The following is a 20,638-nucleotide window of genomic DNA, read 5'->3' as shown; positions in this document are numbered from 1 at the left end:
ATCAGCCCCCTACCACATTAATAAATCGTTCTTCAAGAGTCTCACGAATGGGTATTAATCCTTGAATAATTACATCATTATTACTAAATTGTGTCATCAAAAGTGGTAGCAAATCCGTTCTAACTTCGACAACAAAATCTAAGTCATTCCTCTCCAAAACTTTGCACGAATGTTGATCAAAAATCTCATTTATTACATTTAATTTCGTACTTTGATTAAATTGAAATACATAGTGAGAAATTTTCATACTTAATGACTTAACATCTTCTACAGCCCGAATTTCACCCTTGTTTATAATCACAACTCGATCACATATTGTTTCTAATTCGCTAATTGAATGACTGGTTATCAAAATCCCCATATTCCGTTGAACTGAACAATCTTTAATAATTCTTTTTAATTCTTGCACACCCATAATGTCTAAGCCGTTTGTAGGCTCATCTAAAACCAATAACACAGGTTTATTTAACAACGCTACAGCAATAGCAAGTCGTTGATTCATTCCAAGAGAATAAAATTTTACTTTTTTATTTATATTTTCCTCTAGACCAACTAATTTGATAATTGAATTGATTTCGGTTTCGTTAGAGCCCTTATAATTTTGAAGCTGAATATTTTTATACCCTGTTGTGAACTTATAAAATCTGGGTTTTTCTAGTACAGCACCCACATCGTTAATAGCCTCTTCAAAATCATTACTTATTTCTTTGCCATTAATTATGAGTGATCCCTCAGAAATTCCGGTTATACCCAAAATCATCTTTAGAAGTGAAGTTTTCCCGGCGCCGTTAGGACCAATTAACCCAACTACTTCACCTCTTTTAACCTCGAAACTTACATTATTTATAATATAGTTCTTTTTTATTACTTTACTTAATTGCTTAATTTCTAAAGCATTTTTTCCTACCATAGGCCCCTCCAAATTATTGGTTTTATTCATAACTAAAAAACCAAATTAAATTACATGAAATTCTAAAATTTAAAACGATTAAAATCTATTTTTTTGAATTCATTGATCATTTTTTCATCTTCGTATTCATCTTCAAATTCACAATTAATATTTGTTAAATAATTCCTCCTTAGTGAGAAAGAGTCCCTCTCGCAACAATAATTTACTTCTTCTTTCAATAGATTAAACAGGGTTACAAAATCAATCCCTAATCGATTAAAATTGGAAATTATTGACTCGTACTCTAAATCATTCAAGCACAATTTAACTGTATTATCTATCGCATTAATATGCATTAGGTCCCTGTTATTCTCGTAATCTCTCAATATTAGGTAATTATAGTTTTTTTTCATGTACATAACCGCATCTTTATCAACAATTACAGGGAAAGGAAAATTTTTACGAACAATTAAATCAGATATATTTTTTATTTCATCTGTTTTACCAAGAATTCTGCAGGGCGAAAAAGGGTCATGGGACTTTAAAGGCAATGTATTAGAACCCCAACTTTTATTAATAACAATGAAAAAGGTACCCTTGAAGATATACCTTGCATATAAGGTAATATCATCTTTTAATAATTCAACACAATATGGAACCCCGCTAACTTTGCAATATTCAGTTTTCCCATCAATAGTGCTATCACTCGATAGAACTTTTTTTTCTATCTCTAAGAAGTAGCGTTTTAGATTTATATCAATATTTTTAATTCCTGCTGGATTTGTTCGACTATTATGATCATATACAAAATCTGAATACACTGAATCAATTTTATGTCTTACAGGCAGTATTCTCATATAATTACTTTCTGTGAATATCTCATCAAGCGATTCAATAAAATTTGTTGTAATTTCTTCGTTCGATAACGTTATACTTTTGAAACCCTCTACATTATAATTATGTTTTTCTTTCAATTTTTTAACTAATTCTTGATTTTCATCTTCTTTATGAAAGTGCAATGAAAATATATTGCTTATCATACAAATCTCTTCAAACAAGCATTTTGTAGCCATAACGTCCTGTCCCTTGTATTCATAGAATCGATACATATCATCACACACTCTCTCTTTGGAAAAGTAGTTACCCCATTATATAATACCAAATTCAATATTCTGGGGTAACTACTAATTTTTAAGCGAATATTAGTGCTATCCAACCATAATTAACAATTATGCTAACAACCCAAGTAATTACGGCGGCAACGGCAGAAGCTACAATAGCAAAACCTAGATATTCAGCAATCTGATCAGCTATGCTTGATAATTGACTGAAGAAATTCTGGAGAGCAGTAGTAGGGTTTTGCCCACAATATTGATAATATTTGCCGCTTTTGCTTTCATAAAATTTATAACAACCTCCATCTTTCCACACATGTACATTAAGCACGTGTACATATCCCGCCAAAGTCCACGCGTTTATATTCACGTGCGATACATATCCATATCCAAAGTTGCCCATGTGCCAGTTAGATACTTCAACCTTATATAACAATGTATCTTGTTGGAATCTTGTTTGATAACCAACATCTCCAGGGTCTTGTCCAGATGCTGCAAATGCTGATCCAGAAAATGAGAACAATATTACTGTAAGCATTAAAGTGAGAAGACCTGTTTTTAGAAGCTTTTTCATGATTTTTCCTCCATTTTTTCATTTTTTAGAATCATAAATTACAGCTTGTCACCATTTATTCGTTGTCCCAAATGAAAATTAGTATCCCTAACTTGTTCTTTATATCAAATTGGCGATTCAAGACGTAAATTGCCACTTGAATAAGATGCTATTGGACTTAATTTCAAATGGGTCCTTATTTTATCACCTCGAATCATTATTTTTTTGGATTACCAAACAAATCAGCAAAACCCTTTTTATTCCTTTAATTTACTTAAATTGGTAATCCAATTATTGGTATTATATATCTAAAATACTCATTTATTCAATATAAAAGTAGTTAATAAAGGTTCGCTAATAAATCCGCGCTACTTACTTTGCAGTTAAATGTTCACGGAACAAATGAGACCTCAATGGTATTGCGAAGACTGTTGTTCATGACCACGACGGAAACTGTAGGAGAATTTCGACATAAAAAAGGCCCTTAGGAGAAAATCCTAGGGCGTGTTTTCAAAGCTTAAGCCAGCCAGATCATGGAAGAAGCCAGCTTTAAAAAAGCAACAAAGCTACAGGATAAATTATCATACCGAGTTGTCATACGGCGGTTATGCTTTAGTTTGTTGAACTAGCATTTGACCAAATGGCGCTTCTTGAACAACCACCAGTCGGTTGGACGTTGTGATGTTCGCGGTTGGGAATGATGGCATGTGCCTGTTTCTCTTCCAGTAAGGCAAAGATCTTATCCGTGTCATAAGGGATTATCTCTAGCTCTATCAAAAGGTCTTCACTTTCTCAACAGTCTGTGATTTCAGAATGTGCATGTTACCCCGTTCAAATATTCCATCATCCCGAATAAAGCTCGAACCCTCCCGCCGGATTCGAGTTTTTTTATCATTTTTAGCTAAAAGAGGAGTGCCGCAAAAGGTAGATATATTGTACTATGGAATTAGAGTTTTTGAGCGGAGGGATTCAGTTTGTTACTTGCCAAAGTTGTCAGGGCGGGGCTTGTTCTGCTGCTGGTCGCCGGTTCGCCGGCGGTTAGCCTGGCTCCGCGGGCATTAGCCGCGTCCGTCAAGGCATTGACGATGCAGGAAGCCGTCGATCAGGGGCTGAAGATCAGCCCGCAGATACGCGATGCGAAGACGGATGTACAAAAGAAGCGGATCGAGCTGGAGCAGGCGCAGCATGCGGTCAAGGCGGAGGAGGCGAAGGCTTCGGGACTTTTTGCCAAGCCGCGCAACTTGAGCCAGGATTTGAACACGCGGATGAAAGTGCCGGAGGCGAAGAAGCAGCTGTACGTGGCCCAGGAGACGTTGAGGCAGGCTGGGATCGAGGTCACATTTGATGTCGAAAAGGCATATTTGCAGGCCTATCAGGACGCGGCGGGCGAGGAGGCAAGCCGGCAAAAAGCGGAAGGCGCCAAAAGCGCCGCCGATGCGGTCAAGACGAAGCGGAAGTACGGCCTGGCGAAGCCGGAGGAACAGGAAGCGGCGGATAAAGCGCTTGAGCAGTCGGCCTCGGACTACAAGCAGGCGCAGCTGACCGCCAAAGCGAGCCGTCTGGCGCTCGGCGGGAAGCTTGGCCTGGACATGGAAAACAAGGTGCAGCTCTCTTTTCAGCCGGATTACGGTGATCTGAGCGAGAAGCAGCTTCCCGTCTATATCGGCGCCGCGCAAAAAACGTCGCTCAGCCTGCTCCAGGACGCCGCCGACCGGCGTCTGGCGGATCAGAAGCTGGATGCGGCCCGCGATCTGTACAGCTCCAAGTTCGGCGCGGCGCGAATGAAAGTGATGGACGGCATGTACAAGGCGCAGGACATCGATATGGAGCTTTTTTTGGCGGGTTATGAGACGACACTGGAGCGGGTGAAGCAGGATTGGGAAGGGTATTTCATGCTGCTGGGCTTTATTCCGATTCCGAAATCGCTGCTGCAGGGCGAGTATGACGGTCTGCGCTACCTGGACGACCTGCGGGATGCGCTTCCGATCGCTACGATGGAGCAGAATAAGGCGGTGCTGAAGGAAAAAGAAAGCCGCAACAGCGTTATTGCGGCGGTCCGGCAATCGTATTTGGAGGCCAAGGGCGCCGAGGAAAGCTACGCGCAGGCGCTGCGGGACAAAGACAAAGCCGCAAGCGATCTCGACAAAGCCGGCCAAAAGCGCAAGCTGGGGCTGATGGCCGAAAGCGAGCTGCAGGCTTACAAGGACGCCGCCGTCAAGGCTGACGGCCAGGTGCTGTCGGCGCAAATCGGCTACAGGCTGGCGCTGGACAAGCTGAACGCAGGTACGGGAGGGGCCGTCGAAAGGACAGTCAAACCGGGAATTCTTCCCTATAAAGAAATCGACGACGGTCTGGCCGCAGTCAAGCCGGAGAAGCCGCAAGCGCCTTCCGGGACTTGGCGGATCAAGCCTGCCGTAGGGCCGCTGCTTAGCGACTTGAGCCTCACCGTCAATAAAAAGCTGGGCGCTGACGAATACGCGGTGTTTACGAAGGAAGGCAAGGCGGTCGGCAAGCGGGCGAAGATCGGCAAACCGGTCCGCTATTTGACGCTTATGTTCAGCAAACCGGACGATCTGAAAGTCGTTCTGTACAAAAAAGGGCAGGCCGTCGGCGAATCACCGCTTGCGGGCGACGGCAGCTCGGGCACGCTGGCGGTCGTTCCGCCGGCGGATAGCGGCGCACCCCCGGCGCAAGCGGACGACGGCGGCGGCTCGGGAACCGCCATCATCGGTTCCTATCAAATCCGTCTGGACGCGCTGACGCCCGCGGCCTACAACGCCGCTGCGGCGACGATGGCGAAGTCGGGGCAGGGGATGTTTTTTAAAGCGGATGAGCCCGGGGCGGTCTGGTTCGGCATGGACAATGCCGTAGACCCGGGGGCGATAGCCGGTCCGGCAGGCAGCGCCGCGCTGTCGAAGGAGCAGGCGGCCGCTTTGAAGGTGACCGTGGAAATCGCACAGCCGGGAGCCATCGCTTCCAAAGAAACGCCTGAGCAGCTGCAGAAGGAGATCGATGCGCTGCAGGCGGACAAGGCGAAGCTGGAGACGGCAAAAAACACGGCAGTAGCGAGCCAAAAGCTGGCGGAAATCGCCGACCTTGCGGTGCAGCTCAAGGACGCGGAGGCGCAGATCGCCATGCTGGAGGCGCTGCGCAAGGGAGACAGCGGGGCAGCTCTGCGGCAGATGGAGCTGGTGAACAATCCGGACGCGCTCATTCAGGCGCTGGCCGCGGAGGGCGAGACCCCGCCCGGAGGCGGCGGGGCGGGCAGTGGCGGCGATAAGGCCAGCGAGGATCGGCTGGCCGAAGAAGCCGCGCTCCAGCAGAAGAAGCTGGAGCAGGCGATCGCCGCGGGCGACGCCAAGGCGGCGGCAGCGCAGCTGCAGCAGCTTCTGGCGGCGCAGGCGCGGCTGACGGATGTGCAGCACGGCACATCCGAAGGGCTGGCTACGCTGGGAGAAGCGAAGCACAAGCTTGCGGCTGCGCTGGGCGAAGCGCAGGCGCAGCAGGACGCGGAGCGGGTCGCGACGCTGACCCGCTCGGGCAAGGCCGTCGACGAGGCGATCGCGTCGACGGAGAAGGAGGCGCTGTTCGCCCGGCTCGGCGCAGCGGAGGAACTGCTGGCTGCGCTTCAGGGCGCCCAGCCGGAGCCGCCGCCGGGCGGGGCGCAGCAGCAAGCGGAGCTTGCGGTCCGCCAGCAGGAGGAGCAGCTGCTGGCGCAGATCAAGCAGAAGGAAGCGGACAAGTACACGCCTGAGCAAATGCAGGCGCTCTCGGACGCTTCCGCGGTCATCGCGGCGGATGCCTCCGCTGCGGGCATGGACGCGCAGATTTTTTCCGCGCAAAACGTGATTTCTCCAGATTTATCCATCCAATTCGTGGTTCCTCCTGTTATAATAAGCGGGAAAGCCTTTTTGCCCGTCAGGGCCGTGTCCGAATCGTTCGGAGCGGCTGTGGACTGGGATGCGGACAGCAATACCGTGACCGTAAGCACGGAGTACACGACGGTAACTTGCACGATAGACAGCGCAGCGGCTTATATGGACGGCAAACCGGTGGAGATCGATGCCCCGCCCGTACTTTTGGCAGGACGAACTTACGTTCCGCTGCGTTTTATTTCAGAATCGCTGGGACTTGACGTGGATTGGAATGCGTCTGCACAAACCATCCGGATAACGAGGGGATAACGAACGATGAAGAAGTCTATCGCGGCCTTGCTGCTCGTCCTGCTGCTCCTGGCGGCGGCGGGAGTCTACTTGTACGATCAGCGGGCGATGCTGGAGGAAAGCCCTTTTCAGAAAAGCAAGCCGTTCGACGGCTTATCCAAAGCCGTTGCGGATGTACATAACAATCTGTATGTCATCGACAATGCGAAAAAAATGATCCACAAGCTGGACAGCGCGGGAGTGCTGCAGTATTCCATTTCCAGCGACGTCGGGAAAAACGGGGAAGTTTACAGGTTCAACGATATGGCTGCCGATGACCGGGGCTACCTGTACGCGATCCGTACGCTGCTCGATCCTTACGGACTCACGGTCAAATCCGAGCAAATCGTCAGGTATATGCCCGACGGGCAGTTTGACCGCAGCCTGTTCACGGAGGAATACAACGACTCTGACAACAAACGGTACCGGATCGGCAGTTTGCGAAATGTGCAGATCAAGGACGAGACGCTGTACTTTTTTAACGATGAAGAGAGCAGCTTGGCGCTGTATCAGGTTCCCGTCGGAAGCGATGAGCCGAAGCGGGTCTACACGGTCAAGCTGCCGGAGCATAAATACGTGTCCGAAGCGGACGGCTGGCAGCCCGGACAGATTTATTACACAACGCGCAGCGGAGAGATTTACCGGGCGTTCGAAGACGGGCGCTCCGAGCTGGTGTATCCTGTGCCGGGCGTCGACCGGACGCGCCGGAACTTCCCCGAGAGCTTTCACATCGATCAGCAGGGAAGGCTCGTTTTTATCGATTTTACGGGCAAAATGATCAGCAGGCTCGACCCGAACCATCCTTACGTTCTCGAGGCTTTGCTTACGGAGAAAAAAGCGGCGGACAGCGGCTCGGGCATCGTCTTCACGGCCACGATGAATAGCGTTTCCCCCGACGGGAGCATGGTCATTGTGGAGGCGTCGCAGATCAACCGGCTGCTGCCTGACGGCACGCTCACTCCCGCATTGACGGAAGCGGCGCTCGGCAAGTCCCTCATGACGCACAGAATCGCCGTATGGTCCGTCGCCGCAGCCGGGGCGCTGCTTTTGCTGTATGCCGTCAAGCTGTTGTACTACAACATTTTGCAGCGCAGACTGCCGCTGATGTTCAAACAAATATTAATCGTGATCCCTGTCATTGCGGCCTCGATGATTTTGCTTTCGATGGTGATTTACACGAATTTTTCCAAAAAGATGGAAGACGAAACGTTCAACGAGCTTGCGCTGCTGGCCAAAAACGGGCCGAATCTGATCGACGGCGACCAGTTGGAAAGCATCGATTCCCCGCTGGATTACCAAGGACCTGCGTACCGGTCGTTCCGGCAAAAAATAAAAACCGTCTTCGACAACAGCGGACAGGAAAACAATCAGAGCTTTTACATCGGGGTATATAAGTACGAAAACGGGCAAATATACCGGATTTTGGAAGATGACGACGGCATGCATATGTTCAACCCGTTCCCGCCGACTCCGCAAAACCAGCAGGTGGTGCGGGAAGGCAAGATCGCCACGGGCCAGTGGGAGGATTTCTCGGGCTACTGGATGTACGCGATCGCACCGATTTACAATTCATCGGGCCAGATTGTCGGCGTGTTCGAAACGGACAAAAATATGGACGGCTTCGTGAAGCACCGTCAAGCTGTCCTGCAGTCGATTATCCGCAACATCGTCTTTATTTCGATCGGGCTCCTGCTCGTGCTCATGTTCATGACGTTTGTGCTGCTGTCCTCGATCCGCAAGCTGCGCAACAGCGTCGGCGAGATTGCGAAGGGGAACTGGGACACGGTCGTGAAGATCAATACCCGGGACGAAGTATCGGATTTGGGCGACAGCGTCAATACGATGGCGGCGCACATCCGCGACTATATTACGAAGGTGGAAAATTTCAGCCAGTCCTACTACCGGTTCGTGCCGCAGCAATTTTTGCGGTTTTTGAACAAGGAGAGCATTCTCGACGTCGAGCTCGGCGATCAGGTGGAGCAGAACATGTCCATCATGATTTTTAATATCCGCAATTTTTACTTTCTGTCCAAGCGGCTGTCGCCTGAGGAAAATTTCAACTTCGTCAATTCGTTTCTGAAAAGGTTCGGCCCTTACGTCCGCAAGAATCAGGGACTGGTGAACAAATACTTGGGCGCCGGTTTCATGGCGCTGTTCCCGAACCGGGCCGACGAGGCGCTGCGCGCTTCGATCGAAATGCGCAAGGAGCTCGATATTTACAACTCGCATCGCGCCAAAGTCGGCTACAAGCCGGTGGAGCTGGGCATCGGCCTGCATAAAGGTCCGCTTCGGCTCGGCATTATCGGCGAGGAGCAGCGGCTCGAGGGCAACGTCATTTCCGACGGCGTCAATCTGGCGGCAGTGCTGGAAAAGCTGACCGAGCCGCTGGGCGCCTCGATTTTGATTACCGACCATGTCGTGCAGGCGCTCGACGAGCCTTCCGCCTTCAAGTACCGCAGCTTGGGAATGATTCAGGTCGGGGGCATGAAGGAGCCGCTCCGTCTGTATGACGTGTACCATGGCGATCCCGACACGTCAAGAGCTTTGAAAGACAAAACGAAAGCTTTGTTCGAGCAAGCCGTCACGTATTACCAGGTCGGGCGCTTTTACGACGCAAGGGAAGCCTTTTTGATGGTCATCAAGCAAAACCGCCACGATAAAGCGGCCCAGCTGTATTTTTACGTGTGCGACGAGTATTTCCGGGATGGGACGACCGAGGATTGGAACGGAACGTTATCCGTTTCTTAAAAAAAGAGAGGGAGCACTTCGATGAAGGTGATCGAGTTATCGACAGAACAAGATGCGCAGCGGATTACCGAATTTTATTTGTCGGCGATGTCGTTTGACGATCAACGGCATACCCCCGGCGAGATGGAGCATTTTCGCAAAGCGCCGCTGGAAAGCTTGCGGCAGCGGAATCACCGGCACTGGTTCGTGGAAAATGAAGCGGGCGAGCTCATCGCCGTAACGAGCTGCAAGGAGAACGAGCATCAATCCGGCGGCTTTTTATGGGATTACCTGGCGGTGCACAGGGAATATCGCAGGCACGGACTGGCGAAAATTTTGTTCCGGTCACTGGAAGATTTCGTCAGGTCGGTGCAGGGGCGCTATTTGCTCACGTATACGTGCGATTTGCCCGAATATGAGCCGATTCAGCGCATGTTCCGGGCAAACGGCTTTGAATTGATCGGCACGTATCCGAATTATTATTATGACGGTGAAGCGCGGCTCGCTTTTTATAAAAAGCTGTCCGGCGTACAGGCCGATACATAGATTGGACTTGATAACATGCAAGCAAGCTTGAGAGGGTGGCTCAGTCTGCGCGGCGAGGACATGCGTAAGCTATGGGTCATGCTGCCTATCTTTTATTTCAGCGGCATCGCCGAATCGCTCAACTACACCGGGTTCATGGCGCTGTTCAACCAGCGTTTCGGCGTTCAGTACCTGCCTTACGTATACATTGCGGAGGCCGCCGTTATGCCGCTGGAAGGCTGGCTGCTGGCTCGGCTGACGAACAGGCTGCCCAAAGCGAAAATGATGCGCACCCTTTACTTGATCATGATCGCACTGCTGCTGCTGAACGGCGTCGTGCTGCTCGGCTTCAAGCTCGGCGGGATCGATTTTCGCTATTATTATCCGTTCCTGTTTCTGTCCTCGAATTTTGTCGTGAGGCAGCTTACTTTGCTGCTGTGGAGCACGGCCTTCGACCTGTGCCCGACCCAGCAGGCCAAGCGGCTGATGCCGGTCTTCGTCGCTTCGACGACTACCGGCGGAATTACGGCGGGCCTGATCGCCCACGAGGTCGGCAAACTGTTCGGCACGGAGGCGGTGTATGCGCTGGCGCCGGTTTTGATGGGGCTGGGCTTCGTTTTTTTTCGGAGAGCGCTGGCCCGGTATTTGGTGCCCTTGACAATCAAGGAAGACATGCGGGCGCAGACCGCTGCAGTTCCCGATGAGGAGGTTCATTCCTCGGGCTATTATTGGAAGCAGATTGTCCGCAGCCCGTTTCTGCTCTGCGCGGTTCTGCTGATGACGCTGATGCCTGCGGTCTATTTCATGATCGAGTACCAATATTTTACGGCGGCGGAAGCCCGCTTTCCGGCGGAACGGGATTTGACGTCCTTTTACGGGATGATTACGGCGATTCAGTTTACGTTTTGCCTGCTGCTGCAGACCGTGTCGACACGGCTGATGAACTGGCTCGGGGCGAGCAATATGCTGCTTGCGATTACGGGCATCTTTCTCGGCGGCTTCGTCTTGACGGCGGCGCTGGCCGGCAGCGCTTCGGCGCTTGCTGTTGTGTCAGGGTCTTATGCGGTATTTTACATCATGCTCTACTACATTGCCGAGCCTTGTTACCAGTTATTCTTCAAAATGATGCCGATTTCCCAAAGGGACGGATACCGCTATTTTGCCCAGGGCGTCGCTGCTTCGGGGGGCATTCTGATCGGTTCGCTGCTGTCGCTGCTGCATTCTTTCGGACTGCTCGGCATGGCGCCGCTTGCCTGGATCGGCGTCGCCCTGGCGGCTGCGCTGCTGGTGACGGCCTGGTTCGGCAGAAACCTGTACATCCGCGAGCTGGTCAAAAGCGTGCAGGCGCTGCATACCGATCTCTCGGATATTGCGGCATCCTTTCTCGGAGGAATTCGCAGCTCCCGGGCGCTGTCCGCTATGCTCGGCTATTTAAAGCACCCGAACGATTACGTGAGGGAGCTCGCTTTGGAAGTGATGGGCAAGGCCAAAGACTCCGCCTTTTTGCCGCATTTGATCGGCATGATCGGCGAGGAAAGCTCGCGCATCCGCATCGCGGTGCTGCGGGCGATGAATTTGCAGGGCGCCACGGTGCAGGATTTGGTGCAGGTGGCCTCCTTTTTGGAGGATGAAGACCCGGAAGTGCGGGCGGAGTGCGTGAAGCTGATTTCCAAAGCTACGCATTTGAAAAGCCAATCTTACTTTTTCATCCGCGTCAAGCTGCTGGATAGCGACCCGAGGGTGGTGTACGAGGGCGTGAAGGCGCTCTATGCGCTGAAAAGCGAAGAGAGCTATCAGGCGTGCGACGAGGCGATTATCAAAATGCTGGACAACGGCGGCGAATGGGCCGTGTACGGCTGCCGCACGGTTGCCGCTTTGAAGCTGGACGGCTATGCGGCCTGGGTGATGTCCTTGCTGGAGGACCGCCGTCCTGCGGTGAAAGTCGCCGCTGCGCACTGCCTGGGCAAGCTGCAGCATGCGGAAGCGATCCCGCAGCTGCTGGCGATGTATCCGCTGGCCGATCAGGAGCTGCGCAGAGCGATTCAGGAAGCGCTGATCGCCATGGAGGAGCGCGGTCTGCCTTTGCTGCTGGACAACGCCGGCCACACGAACCCGTTCATATGGAATGCAGCGGTGACGGCGCTCGCCGCCATGCTTGACGAAAGCAGGCTGCGCGCGGAGCTGGTTCAGCGCTGCGTGGACCGCATGCTTGCGTCCAGCCAGGAGAAGGCGCTGCCTTCCGCCTTGCGGGAGCTGGGCCTGAATGGGCTGGCGGAGCTCGCCTCCCAGCGCTGCGGCGAGCTGCACGACGCGCTCTGCGACGGGGCCTGGGCCGTGATGGCCCGGCTGGCGGACGAACGCGTCGCCGGAGCACTGCGCGAAGCGGCCCGGGACGAGAGCGAGGAAGTGCGCGACAACGGCCTGGAGGTGCTGGCCGAAGGGCTCGGGGACCGGCGGCTTGCGGCAGCGCTGCTGGAGCTGCTGAAGCGCGACTCGGGCGGAAACGACCGGAGGACGGCGGACCCGCGGGCCGTTGTCCGGGAAGCGCTGCTGTGGTCCGACGACTGGCTGAAACAAATAGCTGAGCATGCGCTCAGCCGATTGGAGCGTGACGGGATGAAAGAGGAGCGCAAATTTTTATCGATGCTCGACAAAGTGATCTTTTTGAAGCAGGTATCGCTGTTTGCCGATTTGTCGGTCGACGAATTGGGCATTATCGCCGGTATCGCAGGCGAAGAGGTGCATCCCGACTTGACGTATTTGCTGCGGCGGGGCGAAAGGAATGCGGCGATGTATTTGATCATCGACGGTCATGTCGAACTGAGCAGCGAGACCGGCGAAGGAGAGGCCGGCACGATCGGCGTTCTTGGCCCTAAGCAGGCGTTCGGCGAGACGACGGCGTTGGACGGTTCGCCGTCCTCGATTACGGCGCAGGCGATTTTTGACGAGGTCAGGGTGCTGTCGCTGCAGGGGGAAAGCTTGTCCCGGCTCGTCAGATTGTACCCGGAGATCGGCATCGGCTTGCTGCACGCGTCCAGCGCGCGGGTGAGGCTTTTGGAAAACATGCTTTTGAAAATGGCATAGGACGGCCGGAAGCGGGGACCTGGAAACTCCGGGATAACCGCTTTGCGGACGGCGTTCGAAAGGGGCGAATCCATGGCGCGCGCATCGATTGTGCTGTGCAACGATTTGCAGGAGCTGCAGCGGCTCGGCGCTTTTATCGGCGGCTTGCCGGAAGCTTTCGGGATGGATCGGCGGACTTTGTATCAAGTTAATTTGGCGTGCGACGAGCTTGTGACGAATACGATTTTGTACGGTTATGCGGAGGAGGAGGAGGGTAAACGTTCGATTCATATCGACGTTGCGCTCGCTGCCGATGGCTGGGAGCTGCGGATCGCCGACGACGGGCGGCCTTTTAATCCTTTGCTCAAGCCCGGCCCCGATATCGGCCTCGGTATCGATGAGCGCGGCATCGGCGGCCTGGGCATCCATTTTGTACGGCAGGTTATGGACGATATCCGCTACGAGCGGACGGACGAGTGCAATGTGCTGGTGATGAAGAAACTACGGCGGACGCCGGATTAAGGTGGGAATTGTTATGAATATCACGGAACAAATCCGGGGCGAGGTCGTGCTGCTGGGCATCGCCGGCAGATTGGACGCGAACCGGTCGGCGAGTCTGGAGTCCTGCTTTATGCAACTGGTCGAAAAAGGGCGAACCCGGTTCGTCTTCGACCTGCATGAACTGGAATACGTAAGCAGCGCGGGTCTGAGAAGCTTGCTCGTCGCCGCCAAGATGATCAAGGTGATCCAGGGCCGGCTCGCTTTGGCACGCATGTCGGATAACGTCAAAGAAGTGTTCGATATGTCGGGGTTCAGCTCGATTTTTCAGATTTACGCGACGGAAGCGGAAGCGCTGCATGCTGTCGAATAGGTGCGGCGGCGGGAGGTGTCGCGCATGACGGACGCAATCCCGGGAGCGATGCTGCTGCTATTGATTTTGGCGGTCGGCGCATGGGCGGTGAGCGAGCGGAAGCGCCGCAGCGCGGAGAAGGAGCTTGGCCGGACGCTGCAGCTTTTTGAAGTGAGCCTGGAAATGAATGCGACGATCCGCAAGCAGGATTTGCTTGCAAAAATTATGGAGACGACCTCGCGCCTGCTGCATGCGGAAGCTTCGTCCGTCATTTTGGTGGACCCGGCTAGCGGCGATCTGTTCTTCGATCTGGCGCTCGGCGAAAAGGGCGAGGAAGTCCGCGAAATTCGCCTGAAAATGGGCGAAGGCATCGCAGGCTGGGTCGCGCAAACCGGCCAATCGGTCAAAATCGACGATGCCGCTTCGGACGAGCGCTGGTCTTCGAAGGTGGCCAGGCAGGTCGAATATCCGACGCGCAATATGCTTTGCGTGCCTTTGATCAGCAAGGGCGAAATCGTCGGCGTCCTGCAGGTGCTCAACAAGCGCAGCCGGGGCCCTTTTACGGAGCGGGACTTGCATTTGCTGGAATCGATCGCTGCTCCGATTGCGATTTCTTTGGAAAACGCGATGCTCTACGACGCGCTTGAAAAGTCGATGGTGGCGCTGAAGACGACTATGGCCGCCAAGGAGCGGATGGAAAGCGAGCTGCGCATCGCCAGCGACATACAGATGAGCTTTTTGCCGAGTGGGAGTTTGTCCGTAGGCGGCGACTCCGGCGGCGGTCCTGGCGGCTCTGGCAGCGTTGCCGGCTCTGCCGGGGCGGAGGTCAGGGCTGCCATTCGGCCTGCTCGCGAGGTCGGGGGCGATTTTTACGATTATTTTGCAATCGGGGATAACCGTTTGTTTTTTGCGCTTGGCGACGTTTCGGACAAAGGTATACCGGCCGCTTTGTTCATGGCCGTAACGATGACGCTGCTCAAAGGGAAAATGACGGCGGAGATGACGCCGGGGCAGCTGCTGACCGAGGTCAACCGGGAACTGTACAAGGATGACTCCACGATGTTCGCGACGATATGCTGCGGGGTGCTGCATACCGGCACCGGGCAGCTGCTGTACAGTGACGGCGGGCACTGCACGCCGTATATCGTGAGGCGGACGGGCGAGGTGGAGCCGCTGAAGGGCAGAAAAGGGCTGCCGCTGGCTGTGATGGACGGCATGGCGTACGCGGATAACGAAGCCGTGCTTGCGCCCGGCGATCGGCTGTTTTTGTATACGGACGGCATTACCGAGGCCGAGGATGCGGAGCAGCGCCAGTATGGGGCGGCGCGCCTGCAGGAGCGTCTGGCTGCCGCCGAGCCGGATTTGCTGGGGGGCGTCGTGGACGATGTGGACCGTTTCGCCGACGGCGCGGTGCAGTCTGACGATATCGCCGTGCTCGTCGTATCCAGGAATCGGCAGCAATCCGATTTGTAGCCTCAAAAGCCGGTAAGTATGCTATAGTGAAAGAAAGACGGACGCTGCGCTCAGAGACGGATCGGGGGTCTGTTCGATGAACTCGGTGGACACAAAAGCAACTCCGCCCGCCAGACTTCCGGGGGAGCGCAAACATGCAGTTGCGGCAGGGGCGATTCAGCCCCGGCTCAAAATAACGGCTTTCCGGCGGAAAGCTTTTGGGAGGGATTTATATGCCATCGCACTACGCAAAAATGAACAAGCGGCCGGAGGCGGCCCCGCAAGCAAAAGCGGGAGCGGCGCACGCCCCGGGCAAAAGCGGGATGGACGGGCAGCCCGGCACAGGCATTATCAATATGCAGCGGACGCTGGGCAATCGGGCGGTAGGCAGTCTGCTCAGCTCGCAGATGGCCGTGCAGACGAAGCTGACCGTAGGCCCTGCCGGTGACGCATACGAGCAGGAGGCCGACCGGATAGGCAAAGAGGTCGCCGACCGGATTTCGACCGCGGAAACGGGCGGCGGCGGTGCCTCCGCTTCGATTCAGCGCGACGAGCTTGAGGGCGATGAGCTGGAAGGCGACGAGCTGCAGATGAAACCGTCTGCGGAGTCGATCCAGCGCGACGAGCTTGAGGGCGATGAGCTAGAAGGCGACGAACTGCAGATGAAACCGTCTGCAGAGTCGATTCAGCGCGACGAGCTTGAGGGCGATGAGCTGGAAGGCGACGAATTGCAGATGAAACCGTCTGCGGAGTCGATCCAGCGCGCCGAGCTTGAGGGCGATGAGCTGGAAGGCGACGAATTGCAGATGAAACCGTCTGCGGAGTCGATCCAGCGCAACGAGCTTGAGGGTGACGAGCTGGAAGGCGATGAGCTGCAGATGAAGCCGTCTGCCGACGGTTTTGAGGCGGCGCCTGCCATAGAGTCGGAGATTAAGGCAAAGCAGGGCGGCGGCAGCAAGATGGGCGACAACGTTCAAGCGAAGATGGAGTCGGCGATGGGGGCCGACTTCAGCGGTGTGAACATTCATGCGGATGCCAAAGCGAACCAATTGACCGAATCGCTCGGGGCGGAAGCTTTTGCTACGGGCAACGATATTTTTTTCCGGGCGGGGCAATACAACCCGGACAGCCGTCAAGGTCAGGAACTACTGGGTCATGAATTGACGCATGTGATTCAGCAGCGGGGCGGCAGAGCCTGATCGATACCATCACATCATAGAACGGAGTCATAGCAGATGGCACAGTTCAGTCATTCACGGCAAGCCGGCCTGGCTGCCGGAGCCCGGCAGGCGGAGCGGCATAGTACGGCGCCGCATGGAAGGAGCGGCGTTTCATCCGAAACGCAGCTTCTGGCGCCGCAGTTTTTTCTCCAAATGCAGCGTACTTTGGGAAATCGCGCGACACAGGCTTACGCCAACCGGATTATGAATCGGTCGGTCGGCTTATCGGCACTGCAGCGCAATCCGTCGGCCCCGGAAGAGGACAAGTTCAGCGGCCGTGTGGAGGCGCTGACTTTGGCGACGGATACCGTGAGCGAGAGCTTCGGGAAGCCGGCCGACGATCTGAAGGATGCCTACGATAAGAACGGCGATGAGAGCGTAGGACATAAAGCAGGTTCCATCGGAGCCGTCGGAAACACCGCCGATATGGCCGGGGGCATCCTGCAAATTATGAGCTCGATCAAGGAAACGCTTTCCATTTCCGGCGATCAGGACCGCACTGCGCATAATAAAAGATGGAATTACGCCGCCCAGGGCGTCAATATCGTTGAAGGGGCCGGCAAAACGGTCAGCGGTTCGACAGGTCTCGTCGATAAAGCCGCCAAATCGAGCGGCAGCCTGGAAGGCACCGGCAGCTCATCCATCGTCAGCGACTATGCGGGAACGGTTGGAGATGCGATTTCCGCGGTCAAGAGCGCGGTGCTGGCGGTGAAAGGCATCTATGACATGTACAGCAAGTACTCGGAAGAGGGCGGACTGACCAAGGGTGATAAGGCCAAAGGCGTGATCGAAATTATTAGCAACGCGATTCAATCCGCCCAATCGGGGCTTAAAGTGGCCAAAGGCATCATGGAGATTATGGAGACCGGTTCGGGCGCTGCTTTGTCAACCGCTATACCGGGCGTCAGCATTGCGGTGAGCGGCGTGAAAATTGCGCTGAAAACCGTCGACGTCATCAAGGCCGGCTTGAACCGTTCCGCGATGACGACGCTGAAGCGCAGCTTCAAGGACAAGCATGCCGGGGCAGCTTTTATCACAGCAAAAAGATGGTTCGGCGGGAACGCCGGCGTCGATAAAAAGAAGCTGGCCGAACATAAGCGTCAGCTTGAGTTGAAAAAGAGCCAGGGCGATCCGGATGCGCAGCAGCAGCTTGACGAAATCGCTGGGTATGAGCTGGCCAAGGAAATGAAGCAGATCAACGTGAAGCGCTCCAACCGCGCCGGCCTGCAAATCGGCCTTGAACTGACCAAAATAGCGGGCGATGTCGCCACGCTGACAGGAGTCGGCGCTCAGGTGGGGACGCCGCTGAAAATCGTCGCCGCCGGCGTTTCCGCAGCGATGCCCGCTGTCCGCTCGCTCAAGCAAATGGGCAGGGACCGCGCAGCGCAGGCGGGCGCCTGGGGGATTACCAAAGCGGTCTTCAACGCTGAGAAATCGACCGAGAAGAAGCTCGAAAAACGCACCAAAGATGCGGATTTGCTGATCGACATGATCCACAACTTGCCTGCGCTGGATGAAGATGACGCTGATATCGTTGCGCGGTATAAACAGGTACACAGCTTTGTCGAAGCAGCGGGAGTAAATTTGTTCGTGCTGGAGAAGGTTAAGAACGACCCTGACAAACTGAGAGAGAGCCTTGTCACGGCAATGGCTGCAAGGGAATAGGAGGCGGGCACATGCTGCCGGACATCGTACATGCGCGACATTTGGCGCAGCTTGGGTTTTTGAAAGATATTTTGGAGGAAGCGGGCTTGGCGGTGAATTTGCTGGAAAAGTCGGAGGCGATTCCGATCCACGTCCTGATGGTCGGCTTTCAGCAGGACAAGAAGGGCAGGGACCGTTTTCTGCATTTCAGCTTTTTGCCGCTGAACGAAGAAGACATTCAGGCGATTCAACTGCTGCAAATTTACAGTACATTGCCTTTTCGCCTGAAAGAAGGCCGGCGCGATGCGGTTGCGGCGCTTCTCCTTGATGTGAACACGCGGCTGCCAATTGGCCATTTCGGCATCAACGAACAGGACGAGCTTCATTATCGCTATGTGTACAGTTTATCTGCTTCCAAAACGTTCGAGGCCGATGAAATTTTGGAGATTGTCAGCTTGTTCATCTATATGTGCGACATGTTTGCCGACAGTATAGAACAGGTGGCGAGCGGCGAGGCGGACGCGGAACAAGCGGCGCAAGCGCTGCGCTAGCTGCTGTAAGCATCAAACCAGCATCGAAGAGGTTATCCGGAAGTTATGTGCGTTTAACAGAATTTGCAAGTTTTTGGGGGTAGCCGGAAGGCTGCCTCTTTTTGTATACGAAAACCCCCAGTTCGACTGGGGGTTCAGGAAAGCTTATAGCTATGAGTAGTCAATCCTTTGACCTCCATGATAAGATGAGTGCCGGTCTGCCAACCGCACAAAAAAAATTAAAGGAGAGCAAAGGATGGACGACAGCAGTCTAGCACATACGAAATGGAACTGCAAATACCATATTGTGTTTGCACCGAAGTATCGCAGACAAGTGATTTACGGAAAGTTGAAACGGGAAATAGGAAGGATCATTCGTCAGCTGTGTGAGAGAAAAGGGGTAGAAATTCTGGAAGCGGAAGCATGTCTGGACCACATTCATATGCTGGTGAGCATCCCCCCCGAAGTTTAGTGTTTCAGAATTTATGGGCTACCTGAAAGGAAAAAGCTCGCTGATGATCTTCGACCAATTTGCGAATATGAAATACCGATACGGTAGTCGCCAAATTTGGTGCCGTGGGTATTACGTGGATACGGTAGGACGAAAAAAAAATTGATTGAGGAGTACATTCGCAATCAACTCAGTGAAGATAAGAACTACGAGCAACTCACGATGAAAGAACTGATCGACCCGTTTACGGGGGAGTCGGCGAAAAAGGGCAGGTAACGTAGCCCCTTTAGGGGCCAGCCCGTGAAAGTCTCGCGGTTGGCAGACTTTCAGTGCGCCTTTGAGGCGCGTGCTTGTAACATGCCCTTATAGGGCTAATGGAAGCCACCGGCTAAGCCGGTGGTTATGACTTGTTTTTGGCGTGTTCAGAAGTGCGCATCTTCTTGCGAGTGAGAGTCCGGTCGCGGGAGAGGCCGTGGCAAACTTGTAAAAGAGCAGGCTAGTTGAGTGGCTCGCATGCAAGAGCCCAAGGCGCTGCTGCCTGGGAGCGTGAAGAAAGCCAGCAAAAGCAGCAGGTTTGCCGAACAGTTCGCACGCAAGGGCCCAAAGCACATTTGACTAGTAGTCTTTCAAATCAAATAGTATAAGTTGGATGAATAGGGTATAGTTATGCCAAAAAGAGGAATCCCAATATGCATCCGATCAAAAATCCCGTCCGTTTAACTGTGGAAGAACAAGCGAGCTTACGTACTTTCATCTCCAAGGGCAAAGCATCCGCTCGATCCATCAGACGAGCTCAGATCCTGTTGGCAGCCGATGAAAATAGGCCAGGCGGTTCCTTAAAAGAATTGGAGATAGCCGAACGCATGCAAGTGCACGTCAATACCGTGTATAACGTTCGAAAAGCGTATGCCAAACATGGCTGGGAAGGCGCTATCGGAAGGAAAAAACGAGCGACATCGCCGATCCCTACGAAGGTTACCGGCGAAGTTGAGGCGAAAATCATCGCCCTTAGTTGTAGCGAACCTCCGAGTGGCAGAAGCCGATGGACGCTTACGCTTCTAGCCGACCGAGCGGTGGAACTGAATGTTATCGACAGCATTTCTCACGAGACCGTCAGGCAGGATTTAAAAAAAACGAACTCAAACCTCACCTTCGTAAATGTTGGTGCATCCCTCCTGAACAAAATGCGGCGTTTGTCGCGGCAATGGAGGACGTACTTGATGTCTATCAGTTGCCTTACAATGCTGACTGTCCAGTCATTTGTATGGACGAAAAACCTTATCAATTACTGAATGAAGCTAGAGAACCGATTCCGATGAAACCGACCAAGCTCTTACGGGAAGACAGCGAGTACGTCCGCAACGGGACGTGCAGCATTTTTATCTTCACGGAACCGTTAGCGGGCTGGCGTCATGTC

At 53.4% G+C, this 20,638-nt stretch carries 14 protein-coding genes and 1 pseudogene; 12 read left to right on the top strand and 3 right to left on the bottom strand.

Features of this window, described 5'->3' with window-relative positions; genetic code table 11:
* Position 1 precedes the first annotated feature (1 nt).
* From AC6RNO_RS33565 to AC6RNO_RS33555, 3 genes are all read right to left on the bottom strand, one after another.
* Positions 2 to 910 (bottom strand): ATP-binding cassette domain-containing protein, encoded by a 909-nt coding sequence (locus AC6RNO_RS33565; RefSeq protein ID WP_497108097.1) that lies wholly within the window; start codon positions 908 to 910, stop codon positions 2 to 4.
* A 62-nt stretch (positions 911 to 972) separates the two neighbouring features.
* Positions 973 to 1,962 carry a hypothetical protein gene (locus AC6RNO_RS33560; protein WP_497108096.1) on the bottom strand — a complete coding sequence of 330 codons (990 nt, stop codon included), beginning with the start codon at positions 1,960 to 1,962 and terminating at the stop codon, positions 973 to 975.
* A 118-nt stretch (positions 1,963 to 2,080) separates the two neighbouring features.
* Positions 2,081 to 2,578 carry a hypothetical protein gene (locus AC6RNO_RS33555; RefSeq protein ID WP_497108095.1) on the bottom strand — a complete coding sequence of 166 codons (498 nt, stop codon included), beginning with the start codon at positions 2,576 to 2,578 and terminating at the stop codon, positions 2,081 to 2,083.
* Between the two features lie 953 nt (positions 2,579 to 3,531).
* Here AC6RNO_RS33555 and AC6RNO_RS33550 point away from each other — a divergent pair.
* The 12 genes and pseudogenes from AC6RNO_RS33550 to AC6RNO_RS33495 all read left to right on the top strand — a co-directional run bounded on the left by AC6RNO_RS33550 (position 3,532) and on the right by AC6RNO_RS33495 (position 20,513).
* The gene (locus tag AC6RNO_RS33550) at positions 3,532 to 6,741 is read left to right on the top strand and encodes a stalk domain-containing protein (protein WP_497108094.1); all 3,210 of its coding nucleotides are present in this window, start codon (positions 3,532 to 3,534) and stop codon (positions 6,739 to 6,741) included.
* Between the two features lie 6 nt (positions 6,742 to 6,747).
* Positions 6,748 to 9,507: an adenylate/guanylate cyclase domain-containing protein gene (locus AC6RNO_RS33545; protein ID WP_474686192.1), complete on the top strand. Its 2,760-nt coding sequence runs from the start codon at positions 6,748 to 6,750 to the stop codon at positions 9,505 to 9,507.
* A gap of 21 nt (positions 9,508 to 9,528) precedes the next feature.
* Positions 9,529 to 10,032, top strand: coding sequence for a GNAT family N-acetyltransferase (locus AC6RNO_RS33540; protein WP_474686194.1), 504 nt, complete (start codon positions 9,529 to 9,531; stop codon positions 10,030 to 10,032).
* Positions 10,033 to 10,047: 15 nt separating this feature from the next.
* A complete protein-coding gene (locus tag AC6RNO_RS33535; protein ID WP_497108093.1) occupies positions 10,048 to 13,095 on the top strand; it encodes a HEAT repeat domain-containing protein in 3,048 nt (1,015 codons plus the stop codon).
* A 72-nt stretch (positions 13,096 to 13,167) separates the two neighbouring features.
* On the top strand, positions 13,168 to 13,596 hold the full coding sequence (locus AC6RNO_RS33530) for an ATP-binding protein (protein ID WP_497108092.1): 429 nt from the start codon (positions 13,168 to 13,170) through the stop codon (positions 13,594 to 13,596).
* Between the two features lie 13 nt (positions 13,597 to 13,609).
* The gene (locus tag AC6RNO_RS33525) at positions 13,610 to 13,945 is read left to right on the top strand and encodes an STAS domain-containing protein (protein ID WP_474686199.1); all 336 of its coding nucleotides are present in this window, start codon (positions 13,610 to 13,612) and stop codon (positions 13,943 to 13,945) included.
* A gap of 24 nt (positions 13,946 to 13,969) precedes the next feature.
* The gene (locus tag AC6RNO_RS33520; RefSeq protein WP_497108091.1) at positions 13,970 to 15,397 is read left to right on the top strand and encodes a SpoIIE family protein phosphatase; all 1,428 of its coding nucleotides are present in this window, start codon (positions 13,970 to 13,972) and stop codon (positions 15,395 to 15,397) included.
* Between the two features lie 212 nt (positions 15,398 to 15,609).
* Positions 15,610 to 16,575, top strand: coding sequence for an eCIS core domain-containing protein (locus tag AC6RNO_RS33515; protein ID WP_497108090.1), 966 nt, complete (start codon positions 15,610 to 15,612; stop codon positions 16,573 to 16,575).
* Positions 16,576 to 16,611: 36 nt separating this feature from the next.
* On the top strand, positions 16,612 to 18,261 hold the full coding sequence (locus tag AC6RNO_RS33510) for a hypothetical protein (RefSeq protein WP_497108089.1): 1,650 nt from the start codon (positions 16,612 to 16,614) through the stop codon (positions 18,259 to 18,261).
* An 11-nt stretch (positions 18,262 to 18,272) separates the two neighbouring features.
* Entirely contained in the window at positions 18,273 to 18,791 is a 519-nt protein-coding gene (locus AC6RNO_RS33505; protein ID WP_497108088.1) for a YbjN domain-containing protein, read from the top strand.
* 235 nt (positions 18,792 to 19,026) lie between these two features.
* Positions 19,027 to 19,497 (top strand): annotated as a pseudogene (tnpA, locus tag AC6RNO_RS33500) (IS200/IS605 family transposase).
* A gap of 413 nt (positions 19,498 to 19,910) precedes the next feature.
* The gene (locus tag AC6RNO_RS33495; RefSeq protein WP_497108087.1) at positions 19,911 to 20,513 is read left to right on the top strand and encodes a helix-turn-helix domain-containing protein; all 603 of its coding nucleotides are present in this window, start codon (positions 19,911 to 19,913) and stop codon (positions 20,511 to 20,513) included.
* The last annotated feature ends 125 nt before the right edge of the window (positions 20,514 to 20,638 follow it).

It is taken from the genome of Paenibacillus sp. sgz302190, assembly GCF_059820445.1.
This window is presented reverse-complemented; position numbering and strand designations above follow the sequence as displayed.

Bases quoted from the DNA above. Each gene is read 5' to 3' on its own strand.
- AC6RNO_RS33565 (WP_497108097.1), bottom strand. From the start codon at position 910: ATGGTAGGAAAAAATGCTTTAGAAATTAAGCAATTAAGTAAAGTAATA.
- AC6RNO_RS33560 (WP_497108096.1), bottom strand. From the start codon at position 1,962: ATGGCTACAAAATGCTTGTTTGAAGAGATTTGTATGATAAGCAATATA.
- AC6RNO_RS33555 (WP_497108095.1), bottom strand. From the start codon at position 2,578: ATGAAAAAGCTTCTAAAAACAGGTCTTCTCACTTTAATGCTTACAGTA.
- AC6RNO_RS33545 (WP_474686192.1), top strand. From the start codon at position 6,748: ATGAAGAAGTCTATCGCGGCCTTGCTGCTCGTCCTGCTGCTCCTGGCG.
- AC6RNO_RS33540 (WP_474686194.1), top strand. From the start codon at position 9,529: ATGAAGGTGATCGAGTTATCGACAGAACAAGATGCGCAGCGGATTACC.
- AC6RNO_RS33535 (WP_497108093.1), top strand. From the start codon at position 10,048: ATGCAAGCAAGCTTGAGAGGGTGGCTCAGTCTGCGCGGCGAGGACATG.
- AC6RNO_RS33530 (WP_497108092.1), top strand. From the start codon at position 13,168: ATGGCGCGCGCATCGATTGTGCTGTGCAACGATTTGCAGGAGCTGCAG.
- AC6RNO_RS33525 (WP_474686199.1), top strand. From the start codon at position 13,610: ATGAATATCACGGAACAAATCCGGGGCGAGGTCGTGCTGCTGGGCATC.
- AC6RNO_RS33520 (WP_497108091.1), top strand. From the start codon at position 13,970: ATGACGGACGCAATCCCGGGAGCGATGCTGCTGCTATTGATTTTGGCG.
- AC6RNO_RS33515 (WP_497108090.1), top strand. From the start codon at position 15,610: ATGCCATCGCACTACGCAAAAATGAACAAGCGGCCGGAGGCGGCCCCG.
- AC6RNO_RS33510 (WP_497108089.1), top strand. From the start codon at position 16,612: ATGGCACAGTTCAGTCATTCACGGCAAGCCGGCCTGGCTGCCGGAGCC.
- AC6RNO_RS33505 (WP_497108088.1), top strand. From the start codon at position 18,273: ATGCTGCCGGACATCGTACATGCGCGACATTTGGCGCAGCTTGGGTTT.
- AC6RNO_RS33495 (WP_497108087.1), top strand. From the start codon at position 19,911: ATGCATCCGATCAAAAATCCCGTCCGTTTAACTGTGGAAGAACAAGCG.